The 23,685-nt window shown below is 39.8% G+C and carries 24 protein-coding genes, 2 tRNA genes, 2 pseudogenes and 1 other annotated feature; of the genes and pseudogenes, 13 read left to right on the forward strand and 15 right to left on the reverse strand.

What is annotated here, in order from left to right; all coding sequences use genetic code 11:
- Nucleotides 1–297: 297 nt before the first annotated feature.
- From DSM106972_RS14990 to DSM106972_RS15015, 7 genes and pseudogenes are all read left to right on the forward strand, one after another.
- A complete protein-coding gene (locus DSM106972_RS14990; protein ID WP_411675312.1) occupies nt 298–4,518 on the forward strand; it encodes a CHAT domain-containing protein in 4,221 nt (1,406 codons plus the stop codon).
- 22 nt (nt 4,519–4,540) lie between these two features.
- Nucleotides 4,541–5,854 (forward strand): cytochrome P450, encoded by a 1,314-nt coding sequence (locus DSM106972_RS14995; protein WP_127081459.1) that lies wholly within the window; start codon nt 4,541–4,543, stop codon nt 5,852–5,854.
- Nucleotides 5,855–5,916: 62 nt separating this feature from the next.
- Nucleotides 5,917–6,648, forward strand: a complete 732-nt coding sequence (locus tag DSM106972_RS15000) for a serine/threonine-protein kinase (protein WP_186538520.1) — start codon at nt 5,917–5,919, stop codon at nt 6,646–6,648.
- A 36-nt stretch (nt 6,649–6,684) separates the two neighbouring features.
- Entirely contained in the window at nt 6,685–6,840 is a 156-nt protein-coding gene (locus DSM106972_RS51385) for a hypothetical protein (protein ID WP_158632826.1), read from the forward strand.
- A 213-nt stretch (nt 6,841–7,053) separates the two neighbouring features.
- Nucleotides 7,054–7,275, forward strand: a pseudogene (locus DSM106972_RS15005) (protein kinase domain-containing protein); the annotation flags it as partial.
- Between the two features lie 377 nt (nt 7,276–7,652).
- On the forward strand, nt 7,653–8,081 hold the full coding sequence (locus DSM106972_RS15010; RefSeq protein WP_127081460.1) for a hypothetical protein: 429 nt from the start codon (nt 7,653–7,655) through the stop codon (nt 8,079–8,081).
- On the forward strand, nt 8,047–8,460 hold the full coding sequence (locus DSM106972_RS15015; protein WP_127081461.1) for a hypothetical protein: 414 nt from the start codon (nt 8,047–8,049) through the stop codon (nt 8,458–8,460). Before DSM106972_RS15010 ends, DSM106972_RS15015 begins: the two co-directional genes overlap by 35 nt.
- 560 nt (nt 8,461–9,020) lie before the next feature.
- Here the strand turns inward: DSM106972_RS15015 and rplL are convergent.
- From rplL to rsfS, 12 genes are all read right to left on the reverse strand, one after another.
- Nucleotides 9,021–9,413, reverse strand: coding sequence for a 50S ribosomal protein L7/L12 (rplL, locus tag DSM106972_RS15020; protein ID WP_019492966.1), 393 nt, complete (start codon nt 9,411–9,413; stop codon nt 9,021–9,023).
- Between the two features lie 36 nt (nt 9,414–9,449).
- Complete coding sequence (rplJ, locus tag DSM106972_RS15025) at nt 9,450–10,016, reverse strand: 50S ribosomal protein L10 (protein ID WP_127081462.1); 567 nt, start codon at nt 10,014–10,016, stop codon at nt 9,450–9,452.
- A gap of 184 nt (nt 10,017–10,200) precedes the next feature.
- Nucleotides 10,201–10,329 (reverse strand) — a sequence feature (ribosomal protein L10 leader region).
- Between the two features lie 63 nt (nt 10,330–10,392).
- Nucleotides 10,393–11,106 (reverse strand): 50S ribosomal protein L1, encoded by a 714-nt coding sequence (gene rplA, locus DSM106972_RS15030; RefSeq protein ID WP_073617690.1) that lies wholly within the window; start codon nt 11,104–11,106, stop codon nt 10,393–10,395.
- Between the two features lie 119 nt (nt 11,107–11,225).
- On the reverse strand, nt 11,226–11,651 hold the full coding sequence (gene rplK / locus DSM106972_RS15035) for a 50S ribosomal protein L11 (RefSeq protein ID WP_127081463.1): 426 nt from the start codon (nt 11,649–11,651) through the stop codon (nt 11,226–11,228).
- Between the two features lie 6 nt (nt 11,652–11,657).
- The gene (nusG, locus tag DSM106972_RS15040) at nt 11,658–12,299 is read right to left on the reverse strand and encodes a transcription termination/antitermination protein NusG (protein WP_073617688.1); all 642 of its coding nucleotides are present in this window, start codon (nt 12,297–12,299) and stop codon (nt 11,658–11,660) included.
- Entirely contained in the window at nt 12,296–12,520 is a 225-nt protein-coding gene (gene secE / locus DSM106972_RS15045) for a preprotein translocase subunit SecE (protein WP_019492961.1), read from the reverse strand. The genes nusG and secE overlap by 4 nt, the downstream gene beginning before the upstream one ends.
- 229 nt (nt 12,521–12,749) lie before the next feature.
- Nucleotides 12,750–12,822 (reverse strand) — tRNA-Trp (locus tag DSM106972_RS15050).
- Nucleotides 12,823–12,979: 157 nt separating this feature from the next.
- On the reverse strand, nt 12,980–13,342 hold the full coding sequence (gene rplS / locus DSM106972_RS15055) for a 50S ribosomal protein L19 (RefSeq protein ID WP_127081464.1): 363 nt from the start codon (nt 13,340–13,342) through the stop codon (nt 12,980–12,982).
- A gap of 130 nt (nt 13,343–13,472) precedes the next feature.
- Nucleotides 13,473–13,549 (reverse strand) — tRNA-Met (locus DSM106972_RS15060).
- 41 nt (nt 13,550–13,590) lie between these two features.
- Nucleotides 13,591–14,538 (reverse strand): asparaginase, encoded by a 948-nt coding sequence (locus tag DSM106972_RS15065; RefSeq protein WP_127081465.1) that lies wholly within the window; start codon nt 14,536–14,538, stop codon nt 13,591–13,593.
- Nucleotides 14,539–14,562: 24 nt separating this feature from the next.
- Nucleotides 14,563–15,060, reverse strand: coding sequence for a CGLD27 family protein (locus DSM106972_RS15070; RefSeq protein ID WP_127081466.1), 498 nt, complete (start codon nt 15,058–15,060; stop codon nt 14,563–14,565).
- Between the two features lie 23 nt (nt 15,061–15,083).
- Nucleotides 15,084–15,521, reverse strand: coding sequence for a ribosome silencing factor (gene rsfS, locus DSM106972_RS15075; protein WP_127081467.1), 438 nt, complete (start codon nt 15,519–15,521; stop codon nt 15,084–15,086).
- A gap of 419 nt (nt 15,522–15,940) precedes the next feature.
- Here rsfS and DSM106972_RS15080 point away from each other — a divergent pair, with 419 nt between their 5' ends.
- Entirely contained in the window at nt 15,941–16,432 is a 492-nt protein-coding gene (locus tag DSM106972_RS15080; protein WP_127081468.1) for a Tic20 family protein, read from the forward strand.
- 25 nt (nt 16,433–16,457) lie between these two features.
- On the opposite strand, the gene DSM106972_RS15085 is transcribed toward DSM106972_RS15080, so the two are convergent.
- Complete coding sequence (locus DSM106972_RS15085; RefSeq protein ID WP_127081469.1) at nt 16,458–17,234, reverse strand: fumarylacetoacetate hydrolase family protein; 777 nt, start codon at nt 17,232–17,234, stop codon at nt 16,458–16,460.
- Nucleotides 17,235–17,503: 269 nt separating this feature from the next.
- Between DSM106972_RS15085 and rpsF the strand changes: the two genes are divergently transcribed.
- The 3 genes from rpsF to DSM106972_RS54905 all read left to right on the forward strand — a co-directional run bounded on the left by rpsF (nt 17,504) and on the right by DSM106972_RS54905 (nt 18,854).
- Nucleotides 17,504–17,833 (forward strand): 30S ribosomal protein S6, encoded by a 330-nt coding sequence (gene rpsF / locus DSM106972_RS15090; RefSeq protein ID WP_019492954.1) that lies wholly within the window; start codon nt 17,504–17,506, stop codon nt 17,831–17,833.
- 189 nt (nt 17,834–18,022) lie between these two features.
- Nucleotides 18,023–18,583: an Npun_F5560 family protein gene (locus DSM106972_RS15095; protein ID WP_019492953.1), complete on the forward strand. Its 561-nt coding sequence runs from the start codon at nt 18,023–18,025 to the stop codon at nt 18,581–18,583.
- Nucleotides 18,584–18,728: 145 nt separating this feature from the next.
- Nucleotides 18,729–18,854, forward strand: a complete 126-nt coding sequence (locus tag DSM106972_RS54905) for a hypothetical protein (RefSeq protein ID WP_267901115.1) — start codon at nt 18,729–18,731, stop codon at nt 18,852–18,854.
- Between the two features lie 62 nt (nt 18,855–18,916).
- On the opposite strand, the gene DSM106972_RS15100 is transcribed toward DSM106972_RS54905, so the two are convergent.
- Nucleotides 18,917–19,276 (reverse strand): STAS domain-containing protein, encoded by a 360-nt coding sequence (locus DSM106972_RS15100; RefSeq protein ID WP_127081470.1) that lies wholly within the window; start codon nt 19,274–19,276, stop codon nt 18,917–18,919.
- A gap of 617 nt (nt 19,277–19,893) precedes the next feature.
- On the opposite strand from DSM106972_RS15100, the pseudogene DSM106972_RS15105 reads away from it, so the two are divergent.
- Nucleotides 19,894–20,525 (forward strand): annotated as a pseudogene (locus DSM106972_RS15105) (VTT domain-containing protein).
- A 580-nt stretch (nt 20,526–21,105) separates the two neighbouring features.
- Here the strand turns inward: DSM106972_RS15105 and DSM106972_RS15110 are convergent.
- Nucleotides 21,106–22,305, reverse strand: coding sequence for an argininosuccinate synthase (locus DSM106972_RS15110; RefSeq protein ID WP_127081471.1), 1,200 nt, complete (start codon nt 22,303–22,305; stop codon nt 21,106–21,108).
- A 112-nt stretch (nt 22,306–22,417) separates the two neighbouring features.
- Between DSM106972_RS15110 and DSM106972_RS15115 the strand changes: the two genes are divergently transcribed.
- Nucleotides 22,418–23,458, forward strand: coding sequence for a tellurite resistance TerB family protein (locus DSM106972_RS15115; RefSeq protein ID WP_127081472.1), 1,041 nt, complete (start codon nt 22,418–22,420; stop codon nt 23,456–23,458).
- The last annotated feature ends 227 nt before the right edge of the window (nt 23,459–23,685 follow it).

The following is a 23,685-nucleotide window of genomic DNA, read 5'->3' on the forward strand; positions in this document are numbered from 1 at the left end:
AGCGTATAAATCGAATGAGTGGTATTGTATCTTTTGTTTCTCAAGAAAATGTATTCGCCTGTTAAAACATGTATTTTGATTAAATATTTCTTGAAATATTTGTAACTAAGCGAACACATAGCGATTCCCTAAATTCATGAGTATCGCTACAATCAATGAGGCACATCCAGAGTATAACGGTAGATGCTCAGGCGGTTAGTAAAATTGCTTAGAAAGTTTTTCCAGCAACTGTTTGGTAAAAAGAAAGAGCGTTCGAGGGCATTGGTAACGCAACAGACTGTGGTGCAATCACCACCGATGTTAACTAATGCCGATTTAGAGTATTTGTTTACCCAGTTGCTAGAAGGTGTGAGTCAAGCACGTGGGCAAACTTGGGCAATCAAATACTTAGAACGAATGTCCAATCGTATAAGTACACAACGTTGGTTAGAGTGGTTGCAAATTTTTGGCGAGCGATTGCTTGCTTCTCCTGCACCAAATGAAGAGCTAGCGTTTCGACTGGTTCAATTAGGGGAGTTAGAAATTGGCACTGTCGGAGACTTTGCTCACGACATAGGAATGCGACTGCTAGCTCGTAATACAGGTGTTTCATGGCAAGATATTCGTAACGACGAAGTTACTGAAGGAAGTATCGAGATAATCGTGCCTAATCCAAACTACGAATCTGCCATTTCCTTATCTGGTACAGACTCTCAAGATTTAGATTTCGATAATTCCTCAACTGCTGATTTTGAATTACCACCAGAAATATCTGGGCAAGATTTGCTCGATATATATAGTGAAGATTTACAAGAGTTTGAGCAGTCCACTTCTCAACCCGATTCAATTTACTATTCAGATTTAATAAGCAACACAGCGATAACATCAGTAACTGAAGATGTTGATAGTGTTTTTTGTGATACACCCGGACAAAATTTACTGCGTCAGTTCGGTGAAGATTTGTGGGGAATACAAGAACAATATTCAACATCAGTAACAAATTATATAAACGAACCAAATAATGATTTAATTTCTACAACAGAAAGTAATATTAATAATGTAGAAATAGTCGAAAATATCGAAAATATCGAAATTACAGATACACAGCAGCAAGAAGAACTATTACGCCAGTACGGAGAGGAATTATGGGATTCAGAGCCGGCGGCGCTTCTTGAACCTGTAGTATACGAATCGAATTTAACAAATGAATTAGCCAACGAAAATGTGGCGCCAACTCAAACCACAATAGAAGAAGAAATTACTCCGGCATTATTAGATACTCCAGGACAATATCTAATTACTGAGCTAGGAGACGATTTATGGGGTACAGATACAAAACTAGAAGTTGAAATTGAGGCGCCAACTGAAACAGTTGTTGAAGAAATTACCACAGGCGAACAGTGGGCGCGGATAATAGACGAAAATTATATAGAGTTTATTGCACCAGAGGCACCTACTGAAACAGTTGAAGAAGAAATCGATTTAGATTCTCCAGTAATTCCAGTTCAGCGTCCAAGCGTTTTACCAATACAGCAAGACTTTGACGATGCACTTACCGAGATGTCCCCAACCGTCGCGGTAACGCTTGACGAACTTTGGGTGCGGTTACAACAAAGTGCAAATTTAGTTGAACAGTTAGCATCTGGGTTACTTTCTGAAACTAGTACCTCGCAAATTTTTGTTGATATCCCCAACCAAGCATCTAAGCTACTAGAAGCACAAGCATGGTTCTATCAGGCTTTAGCGCAAACTAAAGCCGGAAATTTATCAGCTGCTGTTTTTTCGTATGACCAAGCAATTGAAGCAGCACCTGATGCTTATGAATACTGGTTTAATCGAGGTTTAGCCCTGTTCCACTTGAAAAATTTGCAAGGAGCCATTGCCAGTTATGAAAATGCAATTGCCATTAAACCCGATTATTACAAAGCTTGGTTTAATCGAGGCGCCAGTTTAGGTGAACTAGAAAGATACTCAGAAGCAATAGCGTCATTTGATAAAGCGATTGAAATTAAATCAGACTATGGTGATGCGTGGGCAGGTAAAGGATTAGCATTACTAAAACTTTGGCAAATACCTGAAGCAATTAGCTGCTATGACCGTGCCACACAACTCGAACCAATGGATGCCGAAAATTGGTATTATCGCGGAATTGCACTGTCGCAAAACAAACAATATGCTGAAGCGATTACCTCATTTGACGAAGCCGTGGAAATACAACCGCAACACTCAGGCGCCTGGTATCAACGTGGGTTAGCGATGGCACAATTAGAGCAATGGGAAGAAGCGGTTATTTCATATCAAAAAGCCCTAAAATCGCAACCAGGCTCTTATGAACTTTGGTACCTGCGTGGAGTAGCACTCGATAAATGTAATCGACACGAAGATGCAGTTGAGTCTTATGATAATGCTCTTGCACTCAACCCAGAATTTTATGAAATTTGGATAGACCGAGGTGTACTTCAAGCAAGTTTAGGAGAATGGCATCAAGCAATAGCATCATGGGATAAAGCACTTGATATTAACCCCAATGTATATTTGGCTTGGTTCAACAAAGCCATCGCTTGGGAGCAACTGGGAGACTCATATCAAGCGCTTATATGCTATGACCAAACGGTTGATAGAGAGCCAAATATATTTGCAGCTTGGTACAACCGAGGTTTACTACTAGCAGCTTCAGAAAAATATGAAGACGCAATTTTATCATTCGACTATGCAATTCAACTACAAAGCGACAGCACCGAAGCATGGATAGCGCGTGCGAATACTGTAGAAAAATCTGCGGATTTCGATTATTACTTAAGTTCGCATAGTTCAATTGCAAATGAAAATCCGGCATTAAACGCGCGTGGTTCGGAAGGAAAATTAGCGACTTATGCAGTAGCTGTTAACTACATAAATAAAGATACTCAACCCGAAGTTTGGTGTAAATTACATATAGCACTTGGTAATGCTTATTACGATAGAGGCAAGCGCTACACTTACATTTCCGACGATTGGTCACAAGCTATTTACGCTTATAATCAAGCATTATCGGCTGTTAATAGTACAGAGTTTCTATCATTGCATTTAGAAGTTTTACAAAACATTATTATAGTTCTACTAGGATTCGGTGATACTTTACAGGCACAACAATTTCAAACTTATGCAGCAACCTTATTATCAAATACCTTAAACGACTCACAGCGCGACAATAATAGCAAAAAAGATTTAGCATTAAAATTTGCTGGTATCGGACAACTAGCAGTAGATATTTCCGTACAATCAGGTGAACTGCTCCAAGCTTTAGAACTAGCCGAATTTGGTAAAAATGCTTGTTTAAATTGGCAACAATTTGGTTTCGTTGACAACTTCTATTCTCCGAGCTACAAATCAATACAAAATTTAGTCAATTCCACAACAGCTATTATATATTGGCACATCAGTCCTTCTGGCTTACGAAGCTTTATCGTCAAAACAAACCATCCAGAACCAATACTTGTCTTTACACCAATGTTGAACATTGGTGAAATGAACGAAATACCAGTACCCGAAGTAATTGCAAATTTAACAGCATTTGAAGACTGGGCAACTGAATGGAACCAGCATGTAGAAGAATCTTGGGTGCCTTTCATGGAAGCGCGACTGCTCAAACTTCGTGAAATTTTAAGTATTGGCGCCATCGAACAAGAACTCGAAGGCATTACAAAGTTAATATTAATACCTCATCGCGATTTATTTAAATATCCACTTCATGCCCTATTCTTACTAACCAGTATAAAAACAATCACCTATTTTCCGACTGCCGAACTAGCATTAGCACTGAAAAATCAAACATCGCAACCTATTGATACACAATCATTACTAAGTATAGAGGCGCCAACCACTAAAAATTATCCATTACTAGAATCAGTAAAAATACAAACAGAAGGTATTACAAATCTATTTAATCAAGTCAAACGAATTCAGGCAGCAAAAGCAACAAAGCAAGAAGTACTCAACGCACTGAGTAACCATAGCATCCTTCATTTTGCAGGTTACGCAAACGACAACCCAAACAACTCCAAACAATCACAACTATTACTAGCAGAAGAAGAAAAGCTTTCGTTAGAACAAATTAATGCGCGAATTCTCAATAACTATTCATTAATAACCCTTTCAGGTCAAACAACAATCACCACAGACCAAACAATAACCACAGAATATGTAGGTATAGTCAGCGAACTCATGAAAGCAGGTGTTAACCATGTATTAATAACACAATGGATGGTTGATAATATTGCCAATGCACTAGTAATGATCGAATTTTATCGAAGACTCAAACAAGGAAAAGCTGCCCCTACTGCCCTAAACGAAGCAACCGCATGGTTAAAAGAACTAACCGCAGGTGAATTAAAGAAATGGTACGAAGATAACTTACGAAAATCGCCCCTTGGAGGAACTAAAATACAGGCGCCAGTCGCAGAACAACTCCAAAAACTCAGCACCATCCCAACCAACCAAAAACTCTACAACCATCCCTACTACTGGGCAGCCTTTAAAATTCATGGCAACCTAGACTAATTATTAATAATTACTTCATATCATGAGCGCCAATCAACTTCCACCGGGCAGCAACGGTTTACCAATACTCGGAGAAACCCTATCATTCGTATTCGACGCCAATTACATCGCCAAACGCTACCAGCAATACGGCGCCATATTCCGAACCAACTTAATAGGTAAACCAACAGTAGTCATGGTTGGGCCAGAAGCCGCCGAATTTGTACTTTCCAGCCACATGGAGCATTTCTCCTGGCGCCAAGGATGGCCCAATAACTTCAAAGAACTACTAGGAGAATCACTATTTTTAATGGACGGTGAAGAACATCGGCAAAAACGGCGCCTGATAATGCCAGCAATGCACGGGCCAGCACTAACAGATTATTTCGCCACAATGGAGCAAATAACCCAAAATTATCTGAACAAATGGGTAACGAAACATGAATTTACTTGGTTTGAAGAATTTAAACAACTAACCTTTGATGTAGCGAGTGAACTATTATTAGGTACAAAAACTGGTACAGATTCTATACGTCTAAGTCAGCTATTTACAACACTAACAGACGGTTTAATAACAATAAACCCATTAAAATTACCATTTACCCAATACGGAAAAGCCATAGCAGCAAGGAATCAAATACTCGAACATTTAACTACAGTTGTTCGCCAACGTCGAGAAAATCCTACCAAAGACGCACTATCTTTACTAATTCAAGCCAAAGACGAAGACGGTAATAGTCTAACCGAACAAGAACTTGTTGCCCAATCAGTCCTATTACTTTTTGCAGGACACGAAACAACAACCTCAATGTTAACTTGGTTATGCATCGAACTAGCTCGCCATCCCGAAGTCAAGCAGCGCGCGCGTTCCGAACAACTACAACTAGCAAAACAAGGAGAATTAAATCTCGAACAACTCGGACAAATGCCGTATTTAGAACAGGTATTATCCGAAGTCGAACGCTTATACCCACCTGTTGGAGGAGGTTTTCGTGGTGTAGTAAAAGACTTTGAATTTAAAGGCTACCATATACCCGCAGGTTGGCAAGTACTTTACTCAATACTACAAACTCATCGTATCCAAGAAATTTATCCAGAACCCGAACGCTTCGACCCAGAAAGATTTAACCCACAGCGCAAAGAAAATAAACGACCCTTCAGCTTAATTGGTTTTGGTGGTGGTCCCCGCGTTTGTATCGGGATAGCATTCGCCAAAATGGAAATGAAAATAATTGCCGCACACCTACTGCGTAACTACGACTGGGAAATATTACCAAACCAAAGCTTAGAAGTTGTGCGTGTTCCTACCACACGACCAAAAGACGGGTTCAAGGTTCGATTTGGCGCCAACACCTAATAGCTTACTAACGCGCTTGGAGCTTGCTTTCACAATCTATAGTGATTGGTACTCCTGGTTTTATGCCAAGTGAACAAACTACTGGAAGACCTGTATTTTCAAGCGATTTATATAGTTTAGGGCTAACAGCAATTTATTTACTCACAGGTAAGTACCCCCAAGAACTTGCCACTAATCCTAGTACAGGAGAAATTTTGTGGCGCCAATATGCTTTGAATATCACACCCAGCTTTGCAGCAATTTTAGATAAAGCCATTCAACCTTACGCACCAAATCGTTATAAAAATGCTTCTCTTATGCTCCGTTCCCTGCAAAATCTTGTCGCTCCTAAAATCCAACCAAACCCCACACTAATTTCTGCTGCACCTACAGGCGCCTATGTTCAACCGCAACAAACACCAACAGTTGTAGTAGCACCAAGTCAAGCGATACCTTACCAGCAACCAGCAAATGCCCAAGGTATGAATGATTGGCAAAAAGCGTTAGTCATGGGTGGAGTTATCGGTGTATGTGTTCTTGGTGGTTTACTAATTATCGATAGAAAAGATAATACTCAACCGCAAACGACTGTGGTTCAACAAAGTACTTCTGTGGCGTCTACAACTAGTTTACCTACTCAAGAGCGACGATTATCTCAACCTCTTGTTTCCAGAACTTCAGCAGGACAAGCGTTAAGAAATTATTACGAAACAATCAATAGGTCTGAATACCAATCTGCTTGGAGCCAACTTTCTCCCCAACACCGAAATAATCCTGATTTGCATCCAGCAGGTTTTAATTCGTTCACCGAATAATGGCAACAGGTTACACGAATAAACATTCAGGAAATAGTGAATCCAGCAACAAGTAACGATACAGCAATCGTAGAAGCACGAGTCAAATACACCATGACATCAGGAAGACAAATTTCGCAATCATTACGCTATTTTTTTGTATGGGATGCAGTTTCAGAAAGACGGTTAATTGAAAAAGTTCAAAAGATTTAAGCTACAGTCATTTTTTACCAATAAATACGTAGATTTATTAAAAATAATACTCTAATAATTCTATCACTTAAGTAAATCAATGATTATTTAGGCTACTTAATCGAGATTTATGGCTTATTTTTAAAAATCCAAATTACCTTATTTAAGTAGTTATTCAGATGTGGTTAGTCATATTTATAGCTAAGTTGGTAAAAAGTTCTAGGTGCAAGAGTTATGATGACACCAATCCTGTTGAACTATCGCTACCAGGTGATTAGAGTACTTGGTTCTGGTGGCTTTGGCGAAACATTTTTAGAAGAAGATACGCAAATGCCAACTAAGCGCAGGTGCGTAATTAAACAACTTAAACCTGTCGCTGATAATCCAGAAATTTATCAATTATTCCAAGAACGGTTTCAGCGCGAAGCTGCTATTCTCGAAGAACTCGGTGATGGTAAGACTAATAAAACTTTGGCAATAATCTTTATGGTTATTGGGCTTTATAGGGGATAATGGCACAATTCCACTTTTCTTCAAAAATTGGAATGTAACAAAATGTAAGTGTTTCTAGATAATTACCAATTTTTTATCATAATGATGCATCTGCCTAAGCAGAAGCTATGTTCAAGTGTCAGTAGATACATATAAATACTAATGTTTTATCACAATGACCTTTCGTTCAAGCAAAAGTTGTGTTAAAGTTTTAATAAATAGCGTACCATAGGGGTGTATGCACCATTATATTTACCTTAGTGTACACCATAAAAAAGCATGACTGACGGTTGATAGGAAAAACTTTTAATAGGCGTTCTGAGATATCTCAGGAGAATACGATGACTTTATCATTAAAAAAATCTAAAATTAACCAAATATTTTCTAATGCATTAAATTTTTTAGGGATTAATTCAATTTTCGGTTTTTTCTCCAATGAAAAATCTGTATTGCTAGAAATTAATAACTTAGTGCATCGTTTGGCGCAACTAGAAAATGTAGAGGAAGTTAGAGCTGTAAGAAGCAAAAACGATTCGCATGAGATAACTTTTCAAATCTTATCTTATGCGGATTTTGATAATACAAGGAAGCTTGCAGAAATTGCAACAGCTTTGGTGGTTGAGACTGAATGGAAAATCTGTGATATTTCTAATCAAGAAGATTGGGACTTTGGAACTCAGGTACTTAGCGATTTTGGTTCTAGTATAAAAAATAATCAGATAGTTTCCTTTAGTAATGCCCAATCCAAGTATTTATCAGCAGCAAGCTGAATTTAACGAACAGACTGCCAAAGCTGCTCAAGCAGGTTTTCCTGATTGGGCTGTTATTATGTGCTTTTATGCTGCTCTCCACTGGGTTAATGATTATGCTTTTCGACAGGGTGATATCAAAAACTTTGAAAACGATGATGATAGTGATTCGCCCCACAAACGTCGAAGAATGTACGTAAAAAAAATTGCAAAGCAAAATAAGTGGAATGATTTAGAAGAAGCCTATGAGCTACTTTATAGAGTTAGTATGACGGCAAGGTATTTAGAAGGATTAGAAAAACAAAACTGCACGGCTAGAGAACATTATGCTAAAAATGGTGTTCAATTTTGCTTCGAGTACTTAGAAACAATTAAAAAAAGACTCATTCAAAAGTCTTGAATAGATTTAATTATTACATTTTTGTTTGTCAAAGCATGAAAAACGTTTTATCACGCAGTTAACTTTTATTTTACAGACCCAACTTCAGGTACTACTTATACTACTGTTTGGGCAAAAGTTGAATTTTTAAATTGAAGATTTAAAATTATAAAAATATTCTTTATTTTAAATCAGGCGTTCCCAAATTAAGATATTAATTCTCTTTTATTACTGTGATGAGATAAAAAATTATTGGCTGGCTTCACTATATATAGAATTAAAATTGTCCCACTATCTGTAAATTAACTTACTAGCTTTTTGTTGGGTTACTATAAATAAAACTCTTGTGGGATGGGCTTTCTCTTGCCCCTTCCTAAATATAGTTCTAGATGTAGGGGCGGGCAGGGATGCCCGCTCCACAAGACATAAGACATAAGACATAAGACATAAGACATAAGACATAAGACACAAGAAAATTTATAAATAAAAAAAGCCTGTTTTTAACAGGCTTAGTTTAGCTTCACTTATGAGGGTGAAGCAACAAATCCACAGATTTCTAAAACATTGAGGCAAAAGTGAAATTACTTGACGGTAACTTTACCACCAGCTTCTTCGACGCGCTTCTTAGCATCTTCAGCTTTATCTTTTGCAACTCCTTCAAATAATGCTTTAGGCGCCGCTTCTACTAAGTCTTTAGCTTCTTTCAAGCCTAAACCAGTTAATTCACGAACAATCTTAAGAACAGCAATCTTCTTATCAGCAGGTACTGAGTCAAGAATTGCGTCAAATTCGGTCTGTTCTTCAACTGGTTCAGCAGCAGCAGCTCCAGCACCAGGCGCCATCATCATCATGCCACCAACAGGTGCAGCAGCGCTTACTCCAAAAGCTTCTTCGATTTGCTTAACGAGTTCAGAAGCTTCAAGAAGTGTTAGACCTTTCAATTTCTCTAAAATATCATCAGTTGTAGCGGACATTTTTTAGTCTCCTCTAATTGTAATTGTTGATAATGCCTACTCGGCAGCTGTTTCTTGTGCGCCTTCAGTGGCACCTTCTTTGTCCTTGTCAGCGTAAGCTTGCAAAGCACGTCCCAACGAACTTGGTACTTCGTTGATACCAACGGCAATTTTGGTAGCCACTGCGTTGATGGCGCCTGCAATTTGTGCTATGAGCTGTTCCTTGGAAGGTAAATCTCCCAATGCTTTGACATCTGCCTCTTTCAGCAGCTTGCCTTCCATTACACCACCACGAAGTGTGGTTTTATCCTTGGTGGCTTTTTGAAACTCTTGGTATGCCTTAATTGCCGAAGAAAAATCTTCTTTTACCAGCAAAAAGGCATTAGAACCCTTGAGCAATTCTGATAGTGGTTGCCATTTTTCGTCATCTTGAATGGCAATGCCCATTAGAGTATTTTTTGTTACTTTGCAAATTGTGCCACTTGGACGTAATTTGCGCCGTAAGTCAGTAATTTCAGCAACTGTTAGTCCTTGATAATCAATTACTAGTGCCAAACTTGACTCACCCAAAGTCTGTTTGAGTTCACTGACAATCTCTTTTTTACCCTCAACTGTTCTTCCCATTTCGCTTCACCCCCTTGGAGGATTTTAGATTTATGTTGGGGGCGGGTTTAGAAATATCCTCAAATTAAGGAAGATAATGGTTAACCCGCCCTTACAGGGTTTTATATTAGTTCGCGCGCAAACAATAAACCCCAGCTTCCGCGCGAGCCAGGGTTTTACATCAAGGTCGATTTCTAAAATCGTATTACATCCAGTAAAATCAATTTCACACTTTTCTAGCTGTGAAACTAAACTATAAATACTTAAGATGTAAACCTCGGCAGGATATTAAGCATAAAGCACCTGCTGTCTCTGGCTACTATATTTAGTTATGAGTGCTGAGTGCTGAGTTTGAAGTTATAACTCCTAACTCCGCGCCTTCTAACTCCTAACTTTTTTAGGTTTCGTTCATTTTTAAGTCACGAAGTGCGTTGATGTCAATACGGATGCTGGGTCCCATTGTTGAAGCAACGTACATACTTCGCCAGTAACGACCCTTGGCGCCACTTGGACGGTTACGGTCGATAGTTTCTTGCAACGCCTTTAAGTTAATTAATAAATCGTCAGGCGCAAATGTGACTTTACCAAACATAACATGAACAATACCAGTTCTGTCTGCTCGGAATTCTAATTTACCAGCTTTGAATTCAGAAATTGCGCTGACTAAATCAAAAGTAACAGTACCACCTTTTGGTGAAGGCATCAACCCTCTTGGACCAAGTAATTTACCAAGCTTTGCAACTTGTGGCATTACATCGGGTGTTGCAATCAATTTGTCGAAATCCATCATCCCTTTCTGGATTTCGTCGATTAGTTCTTCTGAACCAACAATGTCGGCGCCTGCGTTAGTAGCTTCTGTTACTTTTTCGCCTCGCGCAATTACTGCTACACGAACTTCATTACCTGTTCCTTTAGGTAATGCAACAGTTGTTCGCAGTTGCTGGTCACTATATTTTGGGTCAATTCCTAAACGGATATGAGCTTCTGCTGCTTCTGGAAATTTTGCTGTTGCGGTTTCCTTAAGTAAAGCTAATGCATCTAGCGGTGCATAATCTCTATCTTCTATTTTCGCAAGCAAAGCCTGCATTCGACGTGATACTTTTTTTCCCATTTTTTAGTCTCCTGGGGTCAACACGAAGCAATTAGCCTCTCCCCCGATAAAATTTCTACTGTACTGGCGGGTTTATCTATATCTTGGGATAACAATGAAAAATTTAGGTGAACCCGCCCCTAATCTGTAACCGTAACACCCATGTTTCTTGCTGTACCAGCGATGATGTTCATTGCTGCATCAATATCGTTGGCATTCAAGTCGGGCATTTTTGTTTGGGCTATTTCACGTAACTGGCTTGTCGTAATTGAACCGACTTTCTTTTTATTCGGTTCATTCGACCCTGTTTCGATTTTTGCCGCTTTTTTAATTAGTACCGAAGCTGGAGGAGTTTTGAGGATGAATGTAAAACTCCGGTCTTCAAATACCGATATTTCTACAGGAATAATCATCCCAGCTTGGTCGGCTGTTTTGGCATTATATTCTTTGCAGAACATCATGATATTAACACCGTGCTGACCAAGCGCGGGACCTACAGGCGGTGCTGGGTTGGCTTTACCTGCGTTAAGTGCCAACTTAATAACCGCTACAACTTTCTTCGCCATTTTGTTTTAGCTCTGTTTCTCTACCTGATTGAATTCTAGTTCGACCGGTGTATCTCGTCCAAATATTGATAGTAAGGCTTTAAGTTTACTCCGCTCTGGGCTAACTTCAATCACCTCACCTTCAAAGTCTTTAAATGGACCAGAAAGCACAATTATCTTATCACCCGTCGTCATATCAATCTTGACGACTTCTTGCTGTTCGGTAGTCTGTTTAAAGATTCGCTCGACTTCAGAATTACTCAACGGTACGGGTTTAACGTGACCGCGACTTCTACCTGTTCCGCGTTTTTGCTCTGCCCCCACGAAGTTAATTACATGGGTGGTGTTGCGTACTACCTGCCAAACATCATCATTCATGATCATCCTCACCAGCACATAACCGGGGAAGACTTTTTCTTCGGTTTGATGGCGACTACCATCTTTACGGATTTTGACGGCGGGTGTGTGTGGTATTTCCACCTGAAGTATTTTATCAGCTACATCAAATGTTTGAATGCGCTGCTCCAAGTTTGTTTTAACACGCTTTTCACAACCCGATGCTACTTGCACTGCATACCAGCGAGAAACCTTTGAGGAAGCATTATCTTGCCCGGTTTCGTCGGAGTGCAAAGCTTGTTCGTTGTAACCAGAGTCTGTTACAGAAGTCATCCGAATACCTGTTGGGCGCCCCACGTAAAGAGTTTATCAACTAAAAAAATCAACGCTGCTGAAAGTGTCACCATTAACAATACAGCCGCTGACTCACTAATTACTTGCTTTCGACTGGGCCAGACAACTTTCTCGAACTCTTCTTTAGTGCCTTCAACAAATTTGTTGACGCTGAACCCACCCGAAGTTTCTGCTATTTCAGCTTCGTTTTTCTTGCTCACGGTTTCACCTCCCTTTTCGCTATCAAAAGTGCCTGCCGCTAAGAATAATCAATTCTTAACGAGATTCATACATCCAGTCAACAACTTACAGCTCTAGCTCCTGATTTAAACAACTCGAAGCAAGAACTGTAAATAATAGTTAATAAGATTCTACCCGAAATTTTCTTGTCTTGTGGTTAATACTACAAGATTTTTGAAATCTTTCGGGTTGCAATCGTTCTATTGAGAGCGCGCCCTGGAGGACTTGAACCCCCGACATCAGGTTTTGGAGACCTGCGTTCTACCAACTGAACTAAGAGCGCTTGTAATGTCTTTAATTCAGTCCTAAACGCTGAACTTTAATCATTATAACGCAACTTGGGCAATATTTTTATAAAAAATAAAAATTTCGCTATTGGGAGAAGACTAAGCGGCTGAATGCCGCTATCACAAACATTTTCCCCTTCAGGTCAGGCAAGCTTACAAAGAACGGTCAAACCGCTGTTTAATCCGGGTTGCCTTACCAACACGGTCGCGTAGATAGTAAAGTTTTGCACGACGAACTTTACCACGACGAATAATCTTAATGCTGTCAATACGGGGAGAATGAAGCAAGAAAACTCGTTCAACACCAATGCCTTGGAATACACGGCGGACAGTAATAGTTTCGTTAATGCCACCATTACGCTTGGCTATTACTACACCTTCGTAAGGCTGAACGCGAAATTTTTCGCCTTCTCTGATTTTTACACCGACTTTGACTGTATCGCCGACGTAAATGTCAGGCAAGTCTGATTTTAGCTGCTCCGCTTCTATTGAGCGGATAATTTCTTGAGCGTTCATTGTTTTATCGAAAAACTCACAATCAATAATAATAAGTCGAAAATTGCTATTTAGTCTACCTATTCTTAGACTTTAAAAACGTATAGACATAAAAAAACTCTGTAGTTGATACTTACAGAGTTTTTTTAATTGGTGGCGGGAAGTGGATTTGAACCACTGACCTTCGGGTTATGAGCCCGACGAGCTACCAGGCTGCTCTATCCCGCGTCGTCTTTTTATAGTATATACTCAAGTTCTAAATTTGGCAACTATAAAATTGATAATTCTCCAATAACTTCCAAACGCTTATACTGACCGAGGTTCATAAATTTTTCTGCCATTGCTTGGGCACTAGTTGGAGAAATCCACCCCATTTGCTGGAGTAAATGAATTGCTGCGGCATTTCTAGCTCGCTTTGCTCCATCTATAACTTTAATCGCCAGTCCCATACCTTCGCCGAGTCTACTAATACACTGCACACCTTCTGCTCCGGCTTTACTAACGAGTTCTCCTGGGCAATGGCGCATTAATTCGGTGTCAAACTCTCCATCTCCAGCCACCATCACTGGATGATGCGTCATCGCGCGTACAATTCTCTCCATATCTAAATTGCTACGCTCGGCAAGTTTGGCGTACAAATGTGCCATTTGCGCTAGCTGTAATAAATATGTTGGAACTCCACAGTCATCATGAACGCTAATAAATTCATCTGCTGGCATTCGTAGCAATTCCGCTACCTTACCAATGATTATTTGCTGAACTGGATGTTTACGGTCTAAATAGCTGTGTAAAGGGAAATGTCGCTGCTGACAAACCGCGAGCATTCCAGCATGTTTCCCAGAACAATTGTACTCCAGCCGATTTTTTTTACCTTCGGGAACTGGGCATTGCAGTGCAGTAGGGTCAATATCTGCCCGCCAGAGAATATTGAAAACTTGTCGCACCTGCTCAATACTGCCTTTGTGGGAACTAGTGATAATAGCTAAATCTTTATCACTCAAGTCATAACGTTCGAGAGTTCCTGTTGTCGTTACACAAAGTGCTTGAAACGGCTTAAGTGCCGAACGTACAAATGTAGCAGTTTCAGCGTTGCCTGCAACTGATAAAACTCTGCCTCGTTCATCTGACACCACAGCTTGCACTGTGTGTCGAGATTCAATAATACCTTCACGCAGCAACCTGACTTCCAATGCTGCGGCTTGAGTTCTTTTTGCCATTGCTGCGTTTCTGCTCAATACTTTTTATATAATCTGCCAAACTATAGTACCAGCAATATACAACACAAACATAAGGGCAAACGTTAGTTGCAGGCGCCGCAAAATTGGTTGAATTTGATACGTGACTATCAAACGGTCACGCGTTAGTATCTCTGTTGGCTTTGCCCAAGTTTGACCGTCATACCATCCCGACTCTTCATAAAATATTACCGGGCTGAAAAGACGGTCGCGCACGTATGACCACCCCAAGTACAATCGCACTAATACAAGTACAACGCCAATACTAGCTCCAGCAGCAGCACTAAGAGCAAACTGAGCGATGAACTTGTGAGGAGGAAAACTAGCAGCAGACAATGGACCAGCAATTAACCAGGACAAAGCGTAAATCCAAGCGATTCTAATTATGTACTCCCGTAATTCGGCAGTACAATCACGAAACAACCAAGCCGATTTCAACTGTTCATATTCGTTGACGGGTTGTTGCTCGGTTGGCACTGGACATGAAACAGAAGACTTAGTCATGGCTCACTCCGAACAGGCAAGCTTCACTCATTTGTAAAATCGATACGTTCCGCATGACCCCAAAAAGCTTCCAAATTATAAAATTCGCGCTCTTTAGGCATCATAACGTGAACTATGACATCACCGTAGTCATACAGCACCCAATTTCCTTCTGCTTTCCCTTCTATCCGTAGGGGAAGACGTTGCAAATCCTCTTTGATTTTATCTTCAATCGCCGAAGCAACTGCTCGAACCTGAACACGTGAAAAGCCTGTTGTCACCACAAAATAGTCTGCAATATATGAAACATCCGCGACCCTAAGTATCACAATGTCTCCTGCTTTGCGGTCAGATGCTGCCTCTGCTGCTGAAAAAGCAAGTCGGGCACTGGCATCATCGCTGTTTAATTGAGTGGCTTTAAACGGACTATTTGTCACTGCTACAGACCGTAATGGGAAGTTTTCTTGAGAATAATCCGACATTCAAGTTTGGTTTGAGATTTACTATTGTTTTAATTACCCGTTTCAACTATTCTTTACAATTACTTACAATTGCCTCCTAAAAGGCAACGGCATGACAATCATGGTTTTTTTTGAATACTAACAAAAAAACACGTGTCCATGTTAGGGATTCACGCCTTTTCTAAAACTATGCACCACCTTTATCCTATTATTTAGCCTCTGTTCACCAAATTGGAAATTATACCACATTTTGCAGCGTTAATAAAGATTTACACTAAAATAACCGTACAAACTTCATATTATTTATTATACCCGTAGCACAGGCATACGAACTGTTGCATGTGTTGGCGCCTGTGAAATGGCGGGAGCAATGCCAAGCAGCGATTACTACGTTATCCTAGATATACACAACGTTACTGTTAGGCATAGGAGAACGTAGCATGAGTTGGCGCGGCTCGACAACCGTCAAAGACCGTATTTTTGCTTGTTTACCTTATTTACTTCCTTTGATTGAGGTATCAAATTTTGGTAGACCTTTACTGTCAGAGTTCCCACCTCTCGCGGTAGTATTTAGTCCTCTGTTCGCAGTATCATCTGTCTATAATACAATCGCTCGCAGCTTCCCTTTTGGGCTGGGTGGGTTGATTATATTTTTTGCCTTATTTATGCTAGTAGTCCGAAATGAAAGAGTCCCCCACTTTATTCGTTTTAACACGATGCAGGCAATTCTTTTAAATATTGTGATTATTTTATGCACTATAGTACTAGAGTTGATTGGTATTACGGGTAATGGGTTTGCGCTCTCTACCTTAGCCACAACAATTTTTCTTGGCATTGTTGTTGCATCTGCGTATTCGATTGTGCAATCAACACTTGGACGTTACGCAGAAATTCCAGCAATTTCAGATGCCGTCTATATGCAGGTTCGTTAGTAATAGCCGTAAATAGCTTTGATCGTTAAGAGCGCGCTATTACAACATTTTCTAAACGACCAATTCCTTCAATTTCAATGCGGATGCGGTCTCCTAATCTAAGTGGTCCTACCCCAAGTGGTGTGCCTGTCAACACGACATCACCAGGTAATAGCGTCATCACTTGACTTATATATGACACTAAATAATCTGGCGAAAACACCATTTGGTCAATACATGCTGACTGTACTGGTTTGGTGTCGTCATTTAAAAAAGTTTGCAAGCGGGCGCCAGGATTGATTTCGCGTACAATCCAAGGACCGATAGGACAGAAAGTGTCAAATCCCTTTGCTCGCGTCCATTGTCCGTCTTTTGACTGCAAATCTCGTGCGGTTACATCATTGGCAATTGTGTAACCCCATATTTTATCAGTCGCTTCAGAAGGTGTACAACCAACTGTAGGGGCGCCTATTACTAACGCCAATTCTCCCTCATAATCTACACGCTGCGATTGAGGAGGATACATGATGCTTTCTTTATAGGCAATTACCGTTGTTGGTGGCTTCATAAATATTAGCGGTTCCTTTGGTACGGGAGTACCCATTTCTTCAGCATGATCCGCATAATTTTTTCCAACCGCTACAATTTTAGATGGCGCACAAGGAGCAAGAATGTGATAACTATCTGGTGCCAACGTTAAATCTGTGGGTTGACCTTGCATCCAAGGAGGTGCATCTAATACAACCACATCAAGCGATAACTGGAGCAAACCATAAAAAATCTGCCCTTCAAGATTTTGAACTCGCACGTAGCGCTGTGCCATAACTAATATCCTTGCTTCTCACCAGTCGTAGTATCTCGTTATAAAGGCAAACAGCAGTTGGCTTTTCGTTTATTTCAAGGGAACTCACGACAAAGCTTACTAATTGTAAGATTACCACGGGTTCCATAAAACTCATTCATTTGAGATAAAAGCTGATATGATGGTAGTTCCTTGCTGAAAAACTGTCTATAAAACCATTCAACTGCCTTTTAGCTTGAATCGAAACGCGACAGTACAGCCATTTTGTCCAAAAGGATTACTATTTAATCATGCAAACCGTTTACGAAACAATGTACATTCTTCGTCCTGACCTTGGAGACGAGCAAGTCGAGCAAAACATTAGCAAATACGAAAACTTGCTCAAAGAACAAGGTGCAGAAGACATCGAAATTCAAAATCGTGGCAAGCGGCGCCTCGCATATGAAATTGGCAAGCACCGCGATGGAGTTTATGTACAAATGAACTACAAAAATGGTGGAAAAGCAATTGCACCAGTTGAGCGCGCGATGCGTTTAAGCGAAGAAGTAATCCGTTATTTGACCATTAAACAAGAAGTCAAGTTGGCGCCTGCTGAAGAAATTACAGAAGAAGTCGCATAAACTTTACTTAAATTAAGTTTAATAAGCACGGGCACTGGGTACAAAGTCCACTCTCTTAATAAGAGTGTGTCGCACTTTGTACCCAGTATCTTTATACATATGCTACATTAGCAGTTACTTGCCGTCTCCGGGATGACGCTGTTATACCTAATGGTGGTAAAGTCTTTGTAATGGGAGCGTAAACATACTGTGAGCCAAACTGATAACTCCACAATTCAAGCTCTCTCTACGGAAGCGTCAAAGTTGCGTCAAGAATTGCAACTGCGTGACCAGCTCGTACAACAACTTTCGCAAGAATTGTTTCGACTGGTCAAAGGCAATACAAACTTTATGCCTGGTCCGGAAGTTTCAGAGCGTCATCAAACTCAACTGATAGCACTGCGTGAGCAGCTACAAGCAGTTGAGCAACAAGTCACGTTTTATCAAGACCAAATCACATCTCGTGATACAGAAATATATCAACTGCGGCAAACAGTTCAAGAACTGACCGACCGTAGTCGAATGTTAGAGCAAGTTGTACAAGAACTTCCGCAAATTTACCGTCGTAAATTTGAGGAGCGAATGGCGCCAGTTCGTGAGAAAGTGGCGACACTACAACGCGAAAACAGACAATTACAAGCAGAACTGCAAAGCGTTAGTTACCGTCTAGCTTTAAAAACTCGCACGGCAACGCACAGTGGTATAGATTTACCAAATTTTCCGCGTTTGTCATCTCCAGATGGAAATATGTCAACTGTTCCAAATGTATGAACTAAATATATAAATAGTTGAGTGATAAGCTTAAAATTACGCTAAAAAATTAAAACTAAAATTCGACTAATAATTTAGCGATGCACGCATCTATATTTACTTACTTACACACGTAAATACATTGCATTATTTATCCAAGCAAGCCGTGAGTAATGGTCGTTTGCGCTCTTGCAATCAGTTACTAACACAGAAGCAAGACCATACTACGGCGCCTTTTTCACAGGTTACAATTGAGCGCTCGCACTATATAGTCATAGATATTGCTCAATAGTTGCTTGAAAATAAAATCAGAGGCTTAATCAGCTTAAACCATCGAAGGTTTAGATGTATTTTTTAGTGTGTTGCAGCTAAAAAAGTTTCGTCATTGTCAGCAGTTAGAACTGCATCTTCATAAGAGTTATAAATTTCAAACACAGAGTCAAGTTGGGTAAGCTCTAAAACCAACCGAACAGGAGTTTGAACATTGCAAAGAACTAAACGACAACCATGTTGACGTGCAGCTTTTAAACCATTTACCAGTGGAACTAGACCAGAACTGTCCATGAAATTTACCTTAGCTAAGTCGATAACCCACAATTGGTTAGCACTTGGGGTAATTTCACTTATCTTTTGGTTCAAATCAATTCCAGTTTGTGAATCAATGCGTTCACTAGGTTGGAACAAAACTACTTGGGACTCGGATGAATTAGTCATGAATTTAATCAGGTAATTGTAACGGGCAAAAAACAGAAAAATGACATAAATAACAAATTCTTCTTAACCAGAAACTACTACACTACTCAGAAATTCTGAGTTGCGCTGCAATTTGCTTTAGTCGAAGAACATCAGTATTCATGCCGTATAAATTGTATTAACTATCTCAATATACGCATAAGATAACCATAAATTCGGTAGCTTTCGTATCTTTTACAGAGTTTTTATAATTTATCTATACATTTGTGAAGTTTTAATAAATATATCATGAAATCTTTATGTAAAACTGCTGGTATAGTCTACGTCTAAGTAAAAATTATTTAGACAAGTCAAATTATTTACACTCCAACAGAAAATAACTTTTATTTGCTTTTAATAATTTCATTTGCTAGTACTTGAAATAGAACCGTAAAATTACTGTTCCCTTTGAATTAATAATTACCTCTACTTTTGGGAATATTAAATATAGGTATTTCCAATAATAACAATAAGATATTTTAATGCTCGTTGTAAGTACCGTTATAAGTACCTTAGTACTTCTCCCAAAATTTGACACCAAATGTCAAAACCCGTCAAGATATAGGTAAGGTAAACAAATGTAAATATAGCGGTAACAGATGTCGTTAGAATTTATCTCGCTGGAGAATATCCAAGAGATTGCTCACCACTATGGGTATTTGGCAATTTTTGTGGGTATATTATTAGAAAACTTAGGCATCCCGATTCCAGGGGAAACTGTGACGTTAGTTGGAGGTTTCCTTGCTGGTAGTAATGAACTAAGGTACTGGTTTGTATTATTTGATGCAGTAGCAGGCGCCACGATAGGTGGAATTTTCGGTTACTGGATAGGACGTGCAGGTGGTTGGCCGTTGTTAGTTAACTTTGGAAAACTGCTGCGTATTTCGGAAGTACGACTTTTAAGTATTAAAGATAAATTTAGTGAAAATAGCGTCAAAACCGTATTTTTTGGTAGATTTTTTGCTCTCATACGAATTTTCTTGGCGCCGCTCGCAGGTATTGTTGGTATGCCGTTCGCGGTAAATTCTTTCTAGTCAACATTGCAGGAGCTAGTATTTGGGGCAGTGTAATGGTAACGCTAGCTTACTTTGCAGGTAAAGTTGTCTCGTTAGAACAACTGGTTGCTTGGGTTAGTCAATTTGCACTTTTAGCCTTGTTAATTTTAGCGGCTGTTATATTTATTCCTTTATGGCTTGAATCTCGGCAAGAAAAAATTGGCACTGGAGAGTAGGCTTAACTTGCAACGGATGTAACGGATGCAACGGATGTAACGGATAAGTCAGATATATTTATATCCTCTAGGAAAATAACGGATGGAGCCATAATTCCTAGAGGATAAGTTAGATACACTTATATAGCAGTCCTAAATCATTTGTAAAATCCGCACGCTGTAGAGACCGAATTAATACGGTCTCTACGTGGATACATTTTTCACAACTCATATGGGATTGCTATATCCTCTAGGAAAAAACCGGATGGTGTCAAAATTCCTAGAGGATAAGTTATATATATTTATATCCTCTAGGAAAAGACCGGATGGAGCCAAAATTCCTAGAGGATAAGTCAGATACATTTATATCCTCTAGGAAAAGACCGGATGGAGCCAAAATTCCTAGAGGATAAGTCAGATACATTTATATCCTCTAGGAAAATAACGGATGGCGCCAAAATTCCTAGAGGATAAGTTAGATACATTGGAAAATTAACAACGGTAATTAACTGATGTAACTGGGCTTGTAATTTGATAAAGCAGAAATTCGTTTGTAATGAATAACTCATCCGTTACATCCGTTACATCCGTTGCCAACTATTTATTGTCCTGTTTGTGACCAAACGCGGGTTGGCAGTCCCCAAACATAAATAAAGCCTTCGGCAGCTTTATGGTCGAACTGGTCTTCGGCGCCGTATGTTGCCAGGTCAGGTGTATATAAAGTATTTTCAGAGCGGCGCCCAACAATTGTAGCGTTGCCTTTAAACAACTTTAAACGTACTGTTCCAGATACGCGCTCTTGGGTTTTTTGAATGAAAGCATCGAGTGCAGCTTTTAATGGGCTATACCATAAGCCGTTATAGACTATTTGGGTATAAGTTTGCTCGATTCCCCTTTTGTACTGGGTGACATCAGCAGTTAACGTCAAACTTTCTAAATCACGATGGGCATTGATTAAAACTATCATTGCTGGAGATTCGTAGATTTCCCGCGATTTAATTCCAACAAGACGGTTTTCAATCATATCAATCCGTCCAATACCGTGATTGCCTGCTGTTGTATTCAGCGTTTCGATTAATTCAACAGGATTTTTTGGTTCTCCGTTGATGGTTGTTGGAATACCCCTTACAAATCCGATTTCAATATATTCTGGTTCGTTAGGAGTGTCAGCTATTGCTTTGGTCATTTCATAGATTTCTTCGGGAGGTTCCATTGCTGGGTCTTCTAACACCCCCGCTTCTATACTCCGACCAAGTAAGTTTTTGTCAATACTATAGGGGGAAGATTTTTTGACGGGTGCTGGAATGCCAAAACGCTCACCGTAAGCAATTGTTTCTTCTCGACTCATTCCCCACTCGCGTGCTGGCGCCAAAATTTTTAAGTCTGGCTTTAAAGCAGCAGTTGAAACATCGAAACGTACTTGGTCATTACCTTTACCCGTACAACCATGTGCGATTGCATCTGCACCATATTTTTCTGCCACCTCTACTAATATTTTTGCAATTAGTGGACGTGCAAGCGCAGTTCCTAGAGGATAACGGTTCTCATATAAAGCATTCGCTTGAATGGCGCCAAAAGCATAATCCTTGATAAAAGTATCTTTTACATCCATAACTAGTGATTCACTAGCACCCGATTTTAATGCTTTAGCGCGAATAGGCTCTAATTCATCACCCTGTCCTAAGTCAGCAGCGAGAGTAATTATCTCTTCTACACCCCATTCTTGTTTGAGGTAGGGAATACATACCGAAGTATCTACCCCACCAGAATATGCTAAAACAACCTTCTTTGCGCGACCCATTCGTTTCTCCAATTGGCAGCAATACCGAGGTCTATATTATCTGATGATTTAGCCAATGGGGGATATAGATAAGGAAGAATAGATAGTGGATAGCTGACATAAAGGGGTAAACATGGGTAAGTACGATAAAATTTTTCAATCGGACGATGTATCTCAAGAGGAGCTAAGTCCAGAAGAAGCAGTTGCTGCTATTGCCGTTGTCACAACAGCAGCAGATGTAACGCTTGAAAATGTAGATATCGAAATGCTTGTTGATATCCTCTGGGGTTTTGAGGTATTTGAGCAGTATGACGACAATGCACTTTCTGAAATTATTAGTAAATTAATTTCAATTGCGGAGACTGATGGGTTAGGTGCTTTATTTAACGCTGCGTCGGAGTTCCTTACTGACGAACTAGTTCTGGATGGGTTTGCGGCAGGAGTTAGCGTTTTAGTATCGGAGGATGATATTGATATTCCGAAAGCGAAAATGCCTTTACTCAAGCAGTTACAATCTGTGTTAGAAGTTGAAGACGAAGAAGCAAACGAAGTTATCGAAGAAGTTTTAACAGCGTTTGAGGAAGTTGAAGAAGATATTCTGGGTGATGAAACAACTGATTTTGCAGAAGACCTTTATTCGTCTCCTGAAGGTAATTTTACTGTCTCCATTCCAGTTACTCCTGATGCAGGTGGAAAAATCCAGACTGCTGAAGGGATGGTAAGTTTTTCTGATGACTACGGAACTTTACTAAGAATCGATTATTACCTTATTCCCCCATCCCAGCGAGCCGAAATTGATGATTCTGTTCGTGAGCAATATTTTGAATCTGTTCTACTCGATAAATATATTCCTCAAGCAATAGTTGCTAATTTATCTTCTGCTTCTGTGGAATATACTGGTTTTTTACCGAACGAAATGCAAGGCGCCTATTTTGCCTTGGTGAACATGCCTGGTGGCTGTACAATATCCAAACAAGAAAACAACGGTCATCCTCAAAGACTAGATGCATTTCGTGGCATCATCGCATTTCAACAACATGATTTTATATACATAGTTACTAGTCAGCGCTGCTTCTTTAGTGGTGAAACTCTTGACTCTATCGACACCGAAGCCGAAACGATGAAAGCAAATATACTAGCATTCATCGACACAATGGAATTTTCCAACATCTAACATCCCAGCACTCCATTCCCATTAATTTTGATGGGTTGTAGCACAGGCATCCTTGCCTGTGTGGTTAATATATCTTTTACCTTATTAGACGCAGAATACACAGAGAAAAAAGAGTAAGAGAATATCAACTTCATGCCAAAGATACATTCCAAAAATCTGCTAAATGTGTGACGTTATTTGTGTAAACGTCAAAATTGCCGCTCCAAAAGCACATTTACTTGTAAAAT

The sequence above is a fragment of the Dulcicalothrix desertica PCC 7102 genome (genome assembly GCF_003991905.1).
Lineage (GTDB): Bacteria > Cyanobacteriota > Cyanobacteriia > Cyanobacteriales > Nostocaceae > Dulcicalothrix > Dulcicalothrix desertica.

Coding starts and splice junctions, on each gene's coding strand:
- DSM106972_RS15070 (WP_127081466.1), bottom strand. CDS start 15,060: ATGACTAAGTCTTCTGTTTCATGTCCAGTGCCAACCGAGCAACAACCC.
- rplJ (WP_127081462.1), bottom strand. CDS start 10,016: ATGGGAAGAACAGTTGAGGGTAAAAAAGAGATTGTCAGTGAACTCAAA.
- DSM106972_RS15000 (WP_186538520.1), top strand. CDS start 5,917: ATGCCAAGTGAACAAACTACTGGAAGACCTGTATTTTCAAGCGATTTA.
- DSM106972_RS15065 (WP_127081465.1), bottom strand. CDS start 14,538: ATGGCAAAAAGAACTCAAGCCGCAGCATTGGAAGTCAGGTTGCTGCGT.
- rplS (WP_127081464.1), bottom strand. CDS start 13,342: ATGAACGCTCAAGAAATTATCCGCTCAATAGAAGCGGAGCAGCTAAAA.
- DSM106972_RS15080 (WP_127081468.1), top strand. CDS start 15,941: ATGAGTTGGCGCGGCTCGACAACCGTCAAAGACCGTATTTTTGCTTGT.
- DSM106972_RS15110 (WP_127081471.1), bottom strand. CDS start 22,305: ATGGGTCGCGCAAAGAAGGTTGTTTTAGCATATTCTGGTGGGGTAGAT.
- DSM106972_RS15115 (WP_127081472.1), top strand. CDS start 22,418: ATGGGTAAGTACGATAAAATTTTTCAATCGGACGATGTATCTCAAGAG.
- rpsF (WP_019492954.1), top strand. CDS start 17,504: ATGCAAACCGTTTACGAAACAATGTACATTCTTCGTCCTGACCTTGGA.
- DSM106972_RS15015 (WP_127081461.1), top strand. CDS start 8,047: ATGCCCAATCCAAGTATTTATCAGCAGCAAGCTGAATTTAACGAACAG.
- rplA (WP_073617690.1), bottom strand. CDS start 11,106: ATGGGAAAAAAAGTATCACGTCGAATGCAGGCTTTGCTTGCGAAAATA.
- DSM106972_RS15085 (WP_127081469.1), bottom strand. CDS start 17,234: ATGGCACAGCGCTACGTGCGAGTTCAAAATCTTGAAGGGCAGATTTTT.
- nusG (WP_073617688.1), bottom strand. CDS start 12,299: ATGACTTCTGTAACAGACTCTGGTTACAACGAACAAGCTTTGCACTCC.
- rsfS (WP_127081467.1), bottom strand. CDS start 15,521: ATGTCGGATTATTCTCAAGAAAACTTCCCATTACGGTCTGTAGCAGTG.
- rplL (WP_019492966.1), bottom strand. CDS start 9,413: ATGTCCGCTACAACTGATGATATTTTAGAGAAATTGAAAGGTCTAACA.
- DSM106972_RS14995 (WP_127081459.1), top strand. CDS start 4,541: ATGAGCGCCAATCAACTTCCACCGGGCAGCAACGGTTTACCAATACTC.
- DSM106972_RS15100 (WP_127081470.1), bottom strand. CDS start 19,276: ATGACTAATTCATCCGAGTCCCAAGTAGTTTTGTTCCAACCTAGTGAA.
- DSM106972_RS15010 (WP_127081460.1), top strand. CDS start 7,653: ATGACTTTATCATTAAAAAAATCTAAAATTAACCAAATATTTTCTAAT.
- rplK (WP_127081463.1), bottom strand. CDS start 11,651: ATGGCGAAGAAAGTTGTAGCGGTTATTAAGTTGGCACTTAACGCAGGT.
- DSM106972_RS14990 (WP_411675312.1), top strand. CDS start 298: ATGTTAACTAATGCCGATTTAGAGTATTTGTTTACCCAGTTGCTAGAA.